This window comes from Streptomyces sp. NPDC056479 (assembly GCF_042795335.1).
Classification (GTDB): Bacteria; Actinomycetota; Actinomycetes; order Streptomycetales; family Streptomycetaceae; genus Streptomyces.
The window spans coordinates 147,555-161,919 of record NZ_JBHTRZ010000011.1; the positions used below are offsets into that span (position 1 = coordinate 147,555).

10 protein-coding genes are annotated in these 14,365 nt (G+C 71.2%); 7 read left to right on the forward strand and 3 right to left on the reverse strand.

The window, feature by feature from the left end; genetic code table 11:
* Positions 1-21: 21 nt before the first annotated feature.
* The 7 genes from xylB (at position 22) to ACFQ6S_RS36465 (ending at position 9,310) form a co-directional block, all read left to right on the forward strand.
* Positions 22-1,467, forward strand: coding sequence for a xylulokinase (gene xylB / locus ACFQ6S_RS36435; protein WP_383419271.1), 1,446 nt, complete (start codon positions 22-24; stop codon positions 1,465-1,467).
* A 21-nt stretch (positions 1,468-1,488) separates the two neighbouring features.
* A complete protein-coding gene (locus ACFQ6S_RS36440; protein ID WP_383419273.1) occupies positions 1,489-2,697 on the forward strand; it encodes an ROK family protein in 1,209 nt (402 codons plus the stop codon).
* A gap of 266 nt (positions 2,698-2,963) precedes the next feature.
* Positions 2,964-3,974 carry an acetamidase/formamidase family protein gene (locus ACFQ6S_RS36445; protein ID WP_383419275.1) on the forward strand — a complete coding sequence of 337 codons (1,011 nt, stop codon included), beginning with the start codon at positions 2,964-2,966 and terminating at the stop codon, positions 3,972-3,974.
* Between the two features lie 136 nt (positions 3,975-4,110).
* Positions 4,111-4,710 (forward strand): N-acetylmuramoyl-L-alanine amidase, encoded by a 600-nt coding sequence (locus ACFQ6S_RS36450; RefSeq protein ID WP_383419729.1) that lies wholly within the window; start codon positions 4,111-4,113, stop codon positions 4,708-4,710.
* Positions 4,711-4,828: 118 nt separating this feature from the next.
* Positions 4,829-6,106 (forward strand): GAF domain-containing protein, encoded by a 1,278-nt coding sequence (locus tag ACFQ6S_RS36455; RefSeq protein ID WP_383419277.1) that lies wholly within the window; start codon positions 4,829-4,831, stop codon positions 6,104-6,106.
* A 118-nt stretch (positions 6,107-6,224) separates the two neighbouring features.
* Positions 6,225-7,748: an aldehyde dehydrogenase family protein gene (locus tag ACFQ6S_RS36460; protein WP_383419279.1), complete on the forward strand. Its 1,524-nt coding sequence runs from the start codon at positions 6,225-6,227 to the stop codon at positions 7,746-7,748.
* A 332-nt stretch (positions 7,749-8,080) separates the two neighbouring features.
* The gene (locus ACFQ6S_RS36465) at positions 8,081-9,310 is read left to right on the forward strand and encodes a cytochrome P450 (protein ID WP_383419281.1); all 1,230 of its coding nucleotides are present in this window, start codon (positions 8,081-8,083) and stop codon (positions 9,308-9,310) included.
* 79 nt (positions 9,311-9,389) lie between these two features.
* On the opposite strand, the gene ACFQ6S_RS36470 is transcribed toward ACFQ6S_RS36465, so the two are convergent.
* From ACFQ6S_RS36470 to ACFQ6S_RS36480, 3 genes are all read right to left on the reverse strand, one after another.
* Positions 9,390-10,805, reverse strand: coding sequence for a Fic family protein (locus ACFQ6S_RS36470; protein ID WP_383419283.1), 1,416 nt, complete (start codon positions 10,803-10,805; stop codon positions 9,390-9,392).
* An 86-nt stretch (positions 10,806-10,891) separates the two neighbouring features.
* A complete protein-coding gene (locus ACFQ6S_RS36475) occupies positions 10,892-11,752 on the reverse strand; it encodes a bifunctional methylenetetrahydrofolate dehydrogenase/methenyltetrahydrofolate cyclohydrolase (RefSeq protein ID WP_383419285.1) in 861 nt (286 codons plus the stop codon).
* 121 nt (positions 11,753-11,873) lie between these two features.
* Positions 11,874-14,312 (reverse strand): FAD-dependent oxidoreductase, encoded by a 2,439-nt coding sequence (locus ACFQ6S_RS36480; protein WP_383419287.1) that lies wholly within the window; start codon positions 14,310-14,312, stop codon positions 11,874-11,876.
* Positions 14,313-14,365: the final 53 nt, after the last annotated feature.

Here is a 14,365-nt window from a genome sequence, read left to right on the forward strand (position 1 = left end):
CCGGAAAAAAGGGAGAGCCCGATGTCAGCAGCCGAGGGTCCGCTCGTCGTCGGCGTGGACACGTCCACCCAGTCCACGAAGGCCCTGGTCGTCGACGCGTCGACCGGGCAGGTCGTCGCGAGCGGCCAGGCAGCGCACACGGTGTCCTCCGGGGCCGGCCGCGAGAGCGACCCGCGCCAGTGGTGGGACGCCCTGCGCGAGGCGCTGCGCCAGTGCGGCGACGCCGCGCACGAGGCCGCCGCGGTGTCGGTCGGCGGGCAGCAGCACGGCCTGGTCACACTCGACGACCGGGGCGAGCCGGTCCGCCCGGCGCTGCTGTGGAACGACGTGCGCTCGGCGCCCCAGGCGCGCCGTCTGACCGAGGAGCTGGGCGGCGCGAATTTCTGGGCCGAGCGCACGGGCTCCGTCCCGGCCGCGTCCTTCACGGTCACGAAGTGGGCCTGGCTGGCCGAGAACGAGCCGGAGTCCGTCCGGGCCATCAAGGCCGTACGCCTCCCCCACGACTACCTCACCGAACGCCTGACGGGCCAGGGCACGACGGACCGGGGCGATGTCTCCGGTACGGGCTGGTGGGCGTCCGGGACGGAGTCGTACGACGACGAGATCCTCGCGCATGTGGGGCTCGACCCGGCGCTGCTGCCCCGTGTGGTCCGGCCCGGTGAGATCGCGGGCACCGTGCGCGACAGCCATGACCTGCCCTTCTCCAAGGGCACCCTGGTCGCGCCCGGCACCGGCGACAACGCCGCCGCCGCGCTGGGCCTGGGCCTGCGCCCCGGCATGCCGGTGCTGAGCCTCGGTACATCGGGCACGGTGTACGCCGTGTCGCAGCGACGCCCCGGCGACCCGACCGGCACGGTGGCGGGCTTCGCCGACGCGCACGGCGACTGGCTGCCGCTGGCCTGCACCCTGAACTGCACGCTCGCCGTCGATCGCCTCGCGACGCTGCTGGGCCTCGACCGCGAGGCCGTGGAACCCACCACCGGCCTCACGCTCCTGCCCTACCTCGACGGCGAGCGCACGCCCAACCTGCCCAACGCCTCCGGCATCCTTCACGGCCTGCGTCACGACACGACCGGGGGCCAGGTCCTCCAGGCCGCCTACGACGGTGCCGTGCACGCCCTGCTCGGCGCCCTCGACCTGGTGCTGGACGAGGACGCGGACCGCTCGGCCCCGCTGCTGCTGATCGGCGGCGGCGCCCGGGGCACGGCCTGGCAGCAGACGGTACGACGGCTGTCGGGGCGTCCGGTGCAGGTGCCCGAGGCCAGGGAACTGGTCGCGCTCGGCGCAGCCGCCCAGGCGGCCGGCCTGCTGACCGGCGAGGATCCGGCGGCGGTCGCCCGGCGCTGGAACACCGCGCGGGGGCCGGTGCTGGACGCCGTCGAGCGGGACGAGGAGACGCTGAACAGGATCAGCGGGGTACTCTCCGACGCGGCCCCGCTGCTGGAACGTAACCCCGAGGCGCACTGAGGACTGAGGACTGACGGAGGAATGACCGCACCGCTGCACGAAGCCCACCCGACCGGCGCCGGGCGCGCGCTGCCCAACACCCAGCAGGGCATGCGCCGCCGCAATCTCGCCCGGGTGATGCACACCGTCAGCGCCGCGGGGCCGCTCTCCCGTGCCGCCGTCGCCTCCCGCATCGGGCTGACGCGTGCGGCGGTGTCCACCCTCGTCGACGAGCTGATCCGCTCGGGCCTCCTGGAGGAACTCGGCCCCGAGCGGCCCGGCCGGGTGGGCCGTCCCGGGTCGGCACTCGCCGTCAGCGGGCACGGTCCGGCCGGGATAGGCGCGGAGATCGGAGTCGACCATCTCGCCGTCTGTGCCGTCGATCTGCGCGGCGAGGTGCGCTCCAGGGCGGTACGGCACGGAGCGAACCGGGGCAGGGCCCCGGAACCGGTGATCGAGGAACTCCACGCCTTGGTGCGCCGGGTCGTCGACGAAGCCGAGCGCGAGGGACTGTGGCCCGCCGGCCTGGCGGTCGCCGTGCCGGGTCTGGTGGCGCGCGACGCCCGCACGGTCGTACGCGCCCCGAACCTCGACTGGCACGACACCGACCTGGCCGCCCTGCTCCCTGCGGACTGCCCCCTGACCGTGGGCAACGAGGCCGACTTCGGCGCGCTCGCCGAACTCTGGCTCGGTGACGGCACCCCTCGGGACTTCCTGCATGTGTCGGCGGAGATCGGCATCGGCGCGGGGGTCGTGGTGGACGGAGGGCTGCTGCGTGGAACGCGCGGTTTCGCGGGCGAGTTGGGCCACGTGCCCGTTCGGCCCGACGGACCCGAGTGCCCGTGCGGGGGCCGCGGCTGCCTGGAGCAGTACGCCGGTGAGGAGGCGGTGCTGCGCGCGGCCGGACTGGAGCCCGGCGAGGACCGCGTCGGGCTGCTCGCCGGGCGGGCCGCCGAGGGGGACGAGGACGTACGGCGTGCCTTGCGCGACGCGGGAACGGCGCTCGGTGTAGCGCTGACCGGGGCCGTGAATCTGCTGGACCCCGAGAGCGTGGTACTGGGCGGTGCGCTGGCCGGGCTCGCGCCCTGGCTGCTGCCGTCGCTGGAGGCCGAACTGGACCGGCGCACCGCGGGTCCGGCCTGTCCGGTGTCCGTGTCCCGGCTGGGCCCCGAGGGGCCGTTGCTGGGGGCCGCGCACTCCGTGGTGCGAGCGGTGCTGGACGATCCGGCCGCGGTGGCGGAGCGGGCCTGATTCCGGGCGGGTTCGGCCGGCCCAGGGCACAACGGGGCTGATTCCAGGCCGTGTTCACTCGTGTGAGTGAGCGAGTTATCCACAATCTCGCGGCTGTCCACGGAAACCCGGCGTGCTCTTCTGCCCGTCCCACCAGCGCCGTACCGTGATTCACGCGAGGCGCAGCCGTCGTGTCGGTGTCACCCCGGGCCCACAGCCGACACCGCGGATGTCCTCGTCGACGCCCCTTTCCCCACCGGCCTTTCGCAGAACGGAGCTGTGCAGCGATGAGCGACCCCCGGATCCTCACCGTGCGACCCGAGCCCGGCGAGTACGCCTGGACGTTCGGCGGCGTACCACCCGTGGCGCGCATCGCGCCCGGTACGGTCCTCGACCTGTACACGGAGGACTGCTTCGCGGGACGGGTGCGGTCTGAGAAGGACCTCGTCTCGGAGGTGTGCGAATTCCCTTACCTGAACCCCCAGACGGGCCCCTTCCACATCGAGGGCGCCGAGCCGGGCGACACGATCGCCGTGCACTTCGTGTCGATCGAACCGGCCCGGGACTGGGCCGCGTCCACCACCGTCCCGCTGTTCGGCGCGCTCACCTCCACCCACAGCACGACCACGCTGCAGCCGCCCCTGCCGGAGACCGTCTGGATCTGGCAACTCGACCGGACACGGCGTACGGCGCTGTTCCGGGCGCACGACAGTGACATCGAGGCCGAGCTGCCCATGGACCCGATGCACGGCACCGTAGGGGTGGCGCCTGCCAACCTGGAGGTCCGTTCGGCGCTGGTGCCCGACGCGCACGGCGGCAACATGGACACGCCGGAGATGCGGGCGGGCGTCACCTGCTATCTCGGGGTGAACGTCGAGGGCGCGCTGCTCAGCCTCGGCGACGGGCACGCCCGGCAGGGTGAGGGCGAGACCTGTGGGGTCGCGGTCGAGTGCGCGATGAACACCGTGGTGATCGTCGAACTTCTCAAGGGGCTCGCGACGCCCTGGCCCCGGATCGAGTCGGACACGCACATCATCTCGACCGGCTCGGCACGGCCGTTGGAGGACGCGTTCCGGATATCCCAGCTCGACCTCGTGCAGTGGCTTGCGCGGGACTACGGGTTCAGTGAGCTGGACGCGTACCAGTTCGCGACGCAGGCCGTCGAGTCACCGCTGGCGAACGTGTGCGACACCAACTACACATGTGTGGCCAAGATCCGCAAACAGTGGCTGCCCACGCGCGAGACGCACCGGGGAGTACACGCACGACTGCGGGAGACGGCGGCGACGCTGCACTGATTGCCCGGCCGCACTCGACGACGCTGCCCTGAGCGCCCGGCCGCACTCGCCGGCGGCCTGAGACCCGCGACCCGCGACCCGCAGCCGAGGTCAACACGGAAAGGAAATCGTCCCTTTGGAACGCGCAAGACCAAGTCTGGAACGCGCGAGACCGCGTCTCAGCCGACGGCAGATCCTCCAAGGCACCGCTCTCGCCGCCGTCCCGTACGCCCTGCTCCCCGAATGGCAGCCCGGCACGCACGTCCCGGGCCCGGACTACCCGCTCGCCGAGTGGCGCCCGGCGAGCACCGCCAACTACACCGTGTCGAACCGCCCCACGACCCATCCGATCGACCGGGTGATCATCCACGTGACACAGACCCGCTATCCCAAGTCCCTGATCGTCTTCCAGCACCCCAAGTACCAGGTGTCCGCCCACTACGTCATCCGGTCGGCCGACGGACACACCTCCCAGTGTGTGCGCGAGGCGGACATCGCCTGGCACGCCGGGGACTGGGACCACAACACGCGCAGCATCGGCATAGAGCACGAGGGCTGGGTGGACCAACCCGCCTACTTCACCGACGTCATGTACGAGACGTCGGCCCGTCTCACCGCCTCGATCTGCGCCAGGCACGGCATACCGAAGGACCGGACGCACATCATCGGGCACCGTGAGGTGCCGGGCACCGACCACACCGATCCCGGTCCGCACTGGGACTGGACGCGCTACATACGGCTGGTCAACGCGGCCTGAGGACTCGTACATCTGCGCCGGTGTGCCCGTCGTTCGGGTGCCCCTCGTCGAAAAGGTTGTCCGCGCGCGTACTCGGAGTGACGATGTCCCCAGCGCATCGCTTTCCCGGGAGGCCGAGTTGACCGATCCGTGGGTGGCTCTGGAGCCGGGAGCCGACCCCGCCGAGCGCGTACGGGTGCTGCGCCGTGCGCACGAAACGTTCACCGAGGTGGGCACCGTGCCGAAGCCGGTGCGTGGCGTGGTGGCCGACTCGTGGCGGCGTTCCGCGCGGGCCGGTGTCGGTCCGGACGGGACGGCGTGCGTGGAAATCGCGGACGGCGACCTCGGCACGTATCGCGCGGAGCATCCGCTGGCGCGGGTGATGCCGCTGTTCCGGGAGCTGTTGGGCACCTTCGCCTCCGACGGCGAGCATCTGCTCGCAGTGTGCGACGCACACGGCAGGCTGCTGTGGGTCGAGGGCCATCCGACGACCCGGCGCAAGGCGGGGCGGATGAACTTCGTGCCGGGGGCACGGTGGGCGGAGAGCGCGGTCGGCACGAACGCGCCGGGCACGGCGGTCGCCGTGGACCGGCCGGTGCAGGTGTTCGCGGCCGAGCACTTCATCCGCCGGGTGCAGCCCTGGACCTGTGCGGCGGCGCCGGTGCACGATCCGCGCACCGGGCGGGTGCTCGGGGCGGTGGACATCACCGGCGGTGACGGGTTGGCCCATCCGCACAGCCTGGGGTTCGTGCAGGCGGTCGCGCGTGCCGCGGAGTCCCATCTGGCGCTGCTCGCGCCGCAGCTGCCCGGCGCCGACACGCTGGAGCTGTCGGCGCTGGGCCGCGACGAGGCGCAGTTGTGCATCGCCGGCCGCCGGGTCAGGCTCAGTCGCCGGCACAGCGAGATCCTGGTGCTGCTGGCGCGCCACCCGGAGGGTCTGACCGGCGACGAGTTGCTGTGCGCGCTGTACGAGGACGAGTCGGTGACGCCGGTGACGCTGCGAGCCGAACTGGCCCGTCTGCGCCGTCTGCTCGGCCCCGGCCTGCTCGGCTCTCGGCCGTACCGGCTCACGGTACCGGTCGAGTCGGACGTCACGGTCGTCGAACGACGCCTGGAGACGGGTGCGGTCACAGCGGCGGCCACGGCGTACACGGGCCCGCTGCTGCCCGGTTCCCAGGCGCCGGCGGTGGTGCGGCTCAGGCGTCTCCTCGCCGACGGGCTGCGTACGGCGCTGATCGCCCGCCACGATCCGGACCTGCTGGCTGACTGGGCGCACGCACCGTGGGGCGAGGACGACATCGGCGTATGGCGGGCACTGGCCGTGGTGCGCCCGACGGCGGCGGTACGGTCCCGGCTGGCCTCGCTGGAGTCCGAACTCTCGGCACCGCCCGCCTGGGACCGGCGGCCGACGCACTGACCGAACCAGCGCCCCGCGGAACCCCGGCCCACGCAACGTACTTGCAACCTCGCCGTCCCTAGCCTCGCGCGGAGAGCTGCCCAACGGCGGGCAGCGCTTCTTCGGGAGGCAGAGCAGTATGACCCGTTACGCGGCGCCCGGCACCGAGGGTGCGATCGTCTCCTACCAGGCGCGCTACGACCACTTCATCGGCGGTGAGTATGTGCCGCCGATCCGGGGGCAGTACTTCGAGAACCCGACGCCGGTGAACGGGCAGCCCTTCACCGAGATCGCGCGGGGCACCGCGGAGGACGTGGAGCGGGCGCTGGACGCGGCGCACGCGGCCGCCCCCGCGTGGGGCCGGACGTCGGTGACCGAACGTGCCGACATCCTGCTGAAGATCGCCGACCGTATGGAGGCGAATCTGGAGAAGCTGGCCGTCGCCGAGAGCTGGGAGAACGGCAAGCCGGTGCGGGAGACGCTGGCGGCCGACATTCCGCTGGCCATCGACCACTTCCGCTACTTCGCGGGCGCCATCAGGGCGCAGGAGGGCTCGCTCGGCGAGGTCGACGACGACACGGTGGCGTACCACTTCCATGAGCCGCTCGGCGTGGTCGCGCAGATCATCCCGTGGAACTTCCCGATCCTCATGGCGACATGGAAACTGGCGCCGGCGCTGGCCGCGGGCAACGCCGTCGTGCTGAAGCCGGCCGAACAGACCCCGGCGTCCATCCACTACTGGCTCAGCCTGGTCGCCGACCTGATCCCGCCCGGCGTGCTCAACATCGTCAACGGCTTCGGCGTGGAGGCGGGCAAGCCACTGGCATCCAGCCCCAGGGTGGCCAAAGTGGCGTTCACCGGGGAGACCACGACCGGCCGACTGATCATGCAGTACGCCTCGGAGAACATCACGCCGGTCACGCTCGAACTCGGCGGCAAGTCCCCGAACATCTTCTTCGACGACGTCTGGGCGGCGAACGACGACTTCCGCGACAAGGCGCTCGAGGGCTTCACGATGTTCGCGCTCAACCAGGGCGAGGTGTGCACATGCCCGTCCCGGGCGCTGGTGCAGCGCGGCAACTACGCCGAGTTCATGGAGGCGGCGGTCGCCCGCACCGAGCTGATCAAGACCGGTCACCCGCTCGACACGGACACGATGATCGGCGCGCAGGCCTCCAACGACCAGTTGGAGAAGATCCTGTCCTACCTCGACATCGGCCGTCAGGAAGGAGCCCGGATCCTGACCGGCGGCGAACGCATCGAGCACGACGGCGAGTTGAAGGGCGGCTACTACGTCCAGCCGACCGTCTTCGAGGGCGACAACCGCATGCGGATCTTCCAGGAGGAGATCTTCGGGCCGGTCGTCTCGGTGACGTCCTTCGACGACTTCGACGACGCCATCAAGATCGCCAACGACACCTTGTACGGCCTCGGCGCGGGCGTATGGACGCGGGACATCAACACCGCGTACCGCGCCGGCCGCGCGATCCAGGCGGGCCGCGTCTGGACGAACTGCTACCACGCCTACCCGGCGCACGCGGCGTTCGGCGGGTACAAGGGGTCGGGTATCGGGCGTGAGACGCACAAGATGATGCTCGAGCACTACCAGCAGACCAAGAACCTGTTGGTGTCGTACGCCCCGCAGAAGCTGGGCTTCTTCTAACCGGCATCACCGTGCCGCAAGTCGGGAGTTGTGCCGCGGGCCTGCGGGAAGGACAGCCGCAGGCCCGTGGCGCGGTCAGGCGTCGCGCAGGCGCAGCACCACGTAGCCGCCCACGATCGCCGCGAGCCTGGGTTTACGGCCCACATCGCGGAAGGTGATGCCGCGCACCCCCGGCATCAGTTCCGGGCATCAGTGAAGCCTTTTCAGCCGGAGACGCCTCCGCCGGGGAGGCTTCTTTCGTGATCCGGTCAAACTGTCGAGGAGCGTCCACCGCGAGCTCGAAGCATTCCCCGACCAGTTCCACTTCCCCGCCGCTCACCAAGGAGCCCTCCGTGCCCGAGCAGCCCCCGTTCGTCCTCGACCCCACCGGCGCCGACCGCCACGCAGAGCACCTCTCGCTGCGGGCACACGGAAGCGCCGCGCAGGTGGACGTCCTCGGTGTCCCGGCTTGGGCCGTTACCGACCCGGATCTCCTCAAGCGTCTGCTGACCAGCCCGGATGTGTCGAAGGACGGGCGCGCTCACTGGCCGGCCTTCCAAGAGACCGTCACTCGCTGGCCACTTGCGCTGTGGATCGCGGTGGAGAACATGTTCACGGCGTACGGCCCGGACCATCGCAGGCTGCGGCGTCTGATCGCGCCGGCCTTCAGCGCGCGGCGCATCGCCACCATGAAGCCGGCCGTCGAGACCATGGTCGGTGAGCTGGTCGATCGCCTCGCCACGCTCCCGGCGCACGAGGCGGTGGACCTGCGCGAGCACCTGGCCTACCCACTCCCCATCGCCGTGATCGGCCATCTCATGGGGGTGCCCGAGGGTCGCCGTGACGGTTTCCGGAAGCTCGTGGACGGCGTCTTCGACACCACTCTGAGCCCGGCGGAGGCCCAGGCCAACACCGCGCGCCTGTACGGGCAATTGGACGAGCTGATCGCCGCCAAGCGCCTCGACCCGGGTGATGACATGACGTCGCTGCTGATCGAAGCCCGCGACGACGAGGACGGCGGCACCGGCCTCGGCCGGCAGGAGCTGCGCGACACGCTCCTGCTGATGATCAGTGCCGGGTACGAGACCACGGTCAACGTCATCGACCAGAGCGTCGTCACGATGCTGACGCGCCCGGACCAACTGAAGCTGGTCCGTGCCGGTGCCATCACCTGGAACGACGTCGTCGAAGAGACCCTGCGCCACGAGCCCGCCGTCAAACACCTCCCGCTGCGCTTCGCCGTGGCAGACATCCCGCTGCCCGACGGCCGGACCATCGCCCGCGGCGAAGCCATCCTCGCCTCCTACGCCGCCGCGAATCGCCACCCCGACTGGCACACCGACCCCGACACCTTCGACGCCACCCGTACGAACAAGGACCACCTGGCCTTCGGCCATGGCATCCACTTCTGCCTGGGCGCCCCGCTGGCCCGCCTGGAGGTCACCAGCGCGCTCCAACACCTCTTCGACCGCTTCCCCGACATCCGGCTCGCCGTGCCCGCTACAGACCTGAAGCCCGTGGCCTCCCTCATCAGCAACGGCCACCAGCAGCTCCCCGTCCAACTCGGCCCTCCGGCCACCTGACCGCGCCTGCCGCCGATGGTCTCGGCCGCCATCGGCCGTAGGATCGCTTGGACCGTCCTGCCCTACCTGCCGCCGGTCCCTATGAGCCGCCCGACGCCGCATTGCTTCGCGTCTCCGTGAGGTGGACGTCGATGTACCTGGCGAGGATCATCGCGTCCTGCGGCTCGTCGGCCTGGAAAGTGACCCGGCGCAACAGGCTCACCCCGTCGAGCGCGACGCCCGAGCGCGCGAGGACGTAGACGAGGGCGAGGAAGGCGGACCGGGCATTGCCGTCGCCGAAGGGGTGGAAGAAGCAGACGTCGAGGTAGGCGCGTGCGGCCCGGGCGGTGAGCGGGAGGGGTCGTTCGGGGTCCTGCTCGCTCTCGGCCAGGCAGGTGTCGAGGCGGACTCGGGTGTCCGGGCCTATGCCGTAGCGTTCCCGGCCTTGCTTGGCGAAGGCCGGCTGGTCGCGCAGGGGCGGGAGCTCCGGCGTGCCCAGGACGTGTTGCTGCCAGCGCCGGAGCAGCTCGAAGTCGAGGCGGGCGCCGCGGGCCGCGTCGGACCGCAGCAGTCGGAGGGCGTCGAGCAGGCCCTGGGCCCGGGCGGGATCCAACGCTGCGTCGTAGGCGCGGATGTACTCCGCGGCACCGTCGCGTCGCGGGGCCACCGGTTCGTCGCCGCCACCGTTCGGAGCCTCCTGCCACGGCACGTTCGCGCGCACGTCGAGCCAGAGACGCAGGTGGTCCGGTACGGGGGCGGCGGATCGTGCCCGCCCTGAAGCGGTGTGGTCTTCCGGTCGCAGCGACCTCGCGAGCCGCTCCGCGACATCCTCGACCAGCTCCGGGTCGGGGCCGGTCCAGCTGCCGAACCGCCCGCCGATCGCCTCGTCGACCAGCTTCCGCCCGAGGTCGGGTGCCACGCCCCAGCGGCTGAGGAACCAGGTGAGCACCTGATGGCAGTGCCCGTACCAGCCGCTGCCGCAGCCGGTGCGGTCGGTCACCTGGAGGATCAGATTTCGCGCCGCGCGCTCCCACAGGATCCGCTGGCCTTCGATGTCGGACAGGTCGAGCGGATATGCCTCGAACCACCCGGCGAGGCTCTCCAGCCACTCACGCCACTCGCAGAGCGCCGCGACGACTCGCTCGAGCGTCTCCTCGGGGGTGGTGATCGAGTGCGTCGGACAGCACCAGTTCCCGACCGGTCCGCCGTCGAAGTCGCCTTCGTCGTGGGCCCAGCGCCAGCCCAGGGTCCAGCGGCCGTAGTGCTCGGCGAGGGCGTGCGACATCGCGTCGGCCCAGGGCTGTCCCTTGTCCCAGCTCCAGGCATGCACCGCGGGGTCTCCGTGAGGGGCGTCCGGACGGCTGGGCACCGTCCGGGCGGGCCCGAGCGATCCCACCACCGACGGCGCCGAACCGTGGTCGAAGGGGTGCCGGGCGGGATCCACATCGTCCCAGGTCAGAAAGCGGGGAGCCAGGTCGACTATCACCGCGCAAGCCTGCCACGTTCGCCTGTCCATGGTGCAAGCGGATTATCACCGGTGATGGGAAACCCCAGGGAGGCCACCGGGGATGCCACCAGTGAAGCCTTCGGTGACATACACGGTCATCCGCCGTTCGCGCACCCCTCCGCCGCCTCCACCACATTGGCCAGCAACATCGCCCGCGTCATCGGCCCCACTCCCCCGGGCATCGGCGCGATCCACCCCGCGACCTGGGTCGCCTCCGGGTGCACGTCGCCTCTCAGCCCCTGGTCGGTGCGGGTGATGCCGACGTCCAGCACGGCCGCGCCGGGGCGCAGCATCTCCTTGGTGATCAGGCCGGGTGAGCCGGCGGCCGCGACGACGATGTCCGCCTCGCGCACGTGCCAGGACAGGCCCTTGGTGCCGGTGTGGCACAGGGTCACGGTGGCGTTCTCGGAGCGGCGGGTGAGGAGCAGTCCCAGGGGACGTCCGACCGTGATGCCCCGGCCGATCACGCACACCCGCGCGCCTGCGAGGGGCACGTCGTGGCGGCGCAGCAGTTCGACGATGCCGCGCGGGGTGCACGGCAGCGGCCCCTCCACGCCCAGGACGAGGCGGCCGAGGTTGACCGGGTGCAGACCGTCGGCGTCCTTGGCCGGGTCCATGCGGGAAAGTACGGCTGCCGCGTCGAGGTGGCGCGGGAGCGGGAGTTGGACGATGTATCCGGTACAGGCCGGGTCGGCGTTGAGCTCGTCGATGACGTCCTCGACCTGCTGCTGTGAGGCGTCGGCGGGCAGGTCCCGGCGGATGGAGGCGATGCCCACCTGGGCGCAGTCCCGGTGCTTCCCGGCGACGTAGGCGTGGCTGCCGGGGTCGTCGCCGATCAGGACGGTGCCGAGTCCCGGCGGACGACCGCCGGTCGCGGTCAACTTGGCCACGCGTTCGGCGAGTTCGCGGCGGATGGCGGCGGCGGTCCCTTTGCCGTCGAGGAGTTGTGCGGTCACCGGCGGGAATCCTTCCTAGAACCTGGGCTGCAAGGCCTACAGGGGCGCGGGGAACTGCGCGACCGGCCACCATGTACCGGCGGTCGACCGGCAGCCCATGGCGGCATCCACTACGAGTGGTTCAACCCCGAAGACGGGACATGGTCGGGTCGAACAGCGGCTCTTCGGCGACCACGGCCGAGACACGCCGGTCGAAGTAGCCGATGTGCAGCGCGGTTCCCGCGACCGCCAGTTCCGCCGGCAGCCACGCGTACGCGATCCCCTTGCCGATCGTGTACCCGTACGCGGCGCTGGTGACATAGCCGACCGCGCGGTCGCCGTCGTACACCGGCTCCTTGCCCATGACGACCGACTGCGGGTCGTCGATGGTGAGGCAGGTCAGTTTGCGTCGGACGTCGGCCCTACGGCGTTCCAGGGCCGCCTTCCCGATGAAGTCGCCCTTGTCGGGCTTGACGGCGAAGCCGACGCCGGCCTCGTAGGGGTCGTGCTCGTAGGTCATGTCGGTGCCGAAGGAGCGGTAACCCTTCTCCAGGCGAAGGCTGTTGAAGGCGCCGCGGCCGGCGATGACGCCGCCGAGCGGCCTGGCCGCCTGCCACAGGGTGTCCCACAGTTTCAGGCCCTGGTCGGCGGTGGTGTACAGCTCCCAGCCGAGCTCACCGACGTACGACAGCCGCATCGCCGTCACCGGGACGCTGCCGATGCAGGCGCGCTTGGCGCGGAAGTACTTGAGGCCGTCGTTCGAGAAGTCCTCGTCCGTCAGGGGCTGGAGGACCTTGCGGGCGAGCGGGCCCCACAGGCCGACGCAGCAGGTCCCGGGGGTGATGTCGCGGACCTGGACCGTGCCGTCGGCGGGGAGGTGGCGGGTGAACCAGTCGAGGTCGAGGTTGCCGTTGGCGCCGACCTGGAAGAGGTCGCGGGCCAAGCGGGCCACGGTGATGTCGCTGCGGATGCCGCCGTCGTGGTCGAGGAGCAGGGTGTAGGTGACCGAGCCGACGGACTTGGCGACCTTGCCGGTGCACAGGCGCTCCAGGAGGTCGGCGGCGCCGGGGCCGCTCACCTCCAGGCGCTTGAGGGCCGTCATGTCGTACATCGCGACGGTCTCGCGGGTGGCCTGGGCCTCGGCGCCGACGATGGGCGACCAGTACTGGGCCGCCCAGTCGTTCGGGGTGGGCACCGAACGCCCCTCGACCAGCGGCGCGTTGGCCTCGTACCACTGCGGGCGTTCCCAGCCGTTCGCCTCCAGGAAGAAGGCGCCGTGCTCCTGCTGACGGGGGTGGAAGGGGCTGGTGCGGATCGGGCGCGGGTGCCCGGACGGCTGGAGGGGGTGGAGGATGTCGTAGACCTCGACGAAGTTCTGGCAGTCGCGGGCCAGGACGTACTCCGGGGAGAGCTGGTGTGGCTCGAAGCGGTTGACGTCGCACTCGTGCAGGTCGAAGGACGAGCAGTGGCCGTCGACCAACCACTCGGCCATCGCCCGGCCCACGCCCGCGGAGTGGGTGACCCAGACGGCCTCGGCGACCCAGAAGCCCCTCACGTCCGGGGACTGGCCGAGGAGGGGGAAGTTGTCGGTGGTGAAGGAGAAGAGGCCGTTGATGCCCTCCTCGATCTTCGCCTCGCGCGTCGCCGGCAGCAGGGACTGGGTCTCGGTCCAGGCGTCCTCGAAGTCCTCCTCGGTGAACTTCAGCACCGACGGCATCTCGTGGGCCTCGTCCACGGAGAGGATGTCGTCGGCGGAGATCGGCATCGGGCGGTGGCCGTAGTAGCCGATGCCGATGCCGTCGAAGCGGTCGCGGTAGTAGAGGTCGGCGTCCTGGTGACGCAGGATCGGGCGGACCGCCTCCTGGGTCTGGCCGGCGAGGGCCGGGATCGGGCCGGTCCAGGCGAGTTGGTGGGCGAGCGGTGTGAGCGGGAGGTTCATGCCGACCATGCGGGCGATCCTCGGGCCCCAGATGCCGGCGCAGCACACGACGATGTCGGCGGGGATCTCGCCCTGGTCGGTCAGGACGCCGGTCACCTCGCCGTCGGCCTTGAGGACGTCGAGGACCTCGTGGCGGGCGAGGAAGCGTACGCCGCGCTCGGTGGCCCGGCGGATCTGCGCCTCGACGGCGAGGACGGCCTTGGCGAGTCCGTCCGTCGGGACGAGGAGGCCGCCGAGGACCTTGTCCCGGTCGACCAGGGGGTGTTGCTCGAGGCATTCGTCGGCGGTCAGCAGCCGGGACTCGATGCCCCAGGCGGTGATCCAGCCGTGGCGGCGGTGCAGTTCCGTGAGGCGCTCGGGGGTGGTCGCGACTTCAAGGCCGCCGACCTGGAGGAAGCAGGGCTTGCCGTCGACGTCGAGGGAGCAGAACTTCTCGACGGTGTAGCGGGCCAGCTCGGTCATGGTCTTGGAGGAGTTGGTCTGGAAGACCAGACCCGGGGCGTGCGAGCTGGAGCCCCCGGTGGCGGGGAGCGGGCCCTGGTCGACCACGGTCACTTCGGTCCAGCCTCGTGCGGAGATCTCGTCCGCGAGTGCCGCGCCCACGACGCCCGCTCCGATGATGACCACTCGGGGTCCCGCCATCGCCGCACCTCCGGTTCAGTTGCTTTCTACGCAACGTGATTCAGGTTGCGCAA

Bases quoted from the DNA above. Each gene is read 5' to 3' on its own strand.
- xylB (WP_383419271.1), top strand. From the start codon at position 22: ATGTCAGCAGCCGAGGGTCCGCTCGTCGTCGGCGTGGACACGTCCACC.
- ACFQ6S_RS36440 (WP_383419273.1), top strand. From the start codon at position 1,489: ATGACCGCACCGCTGCACGAAGCCCACCCGACCGGCGCCGGGCGCGCG.
- ACFQ6S_RS36445 (WP_383419275.1), top strand. From the start codon at position 2,964: ATGAGCGACCCCCGGATCCTCACCGTGCGACCCGAGCCCGGCGAGTAC.
- ACFQ6S_RS36460 (WP_383419279.1), top strand. From the start codon at position 6,225: ATGACCCGTTACGCGGCGCCCGGCACCGAGGGTGCGATCGTCTCCTAC.
- ACFQ6S_RS36470 (WP_383419283.1), bottom strand. From the start codon at position 10,805: ATGGACAGGCGAACGTGGCAGGCTTGCGCGGTGATAGTCGACCTGGCT.
- ACFQ6S_RS36480 (WP_383419287.1), bottom strand. From the start codon at position 14,312: ATGGCGGGACCCCGAGTGGTCATCATCGGAGCGGGCGTCGTGGGCGCG.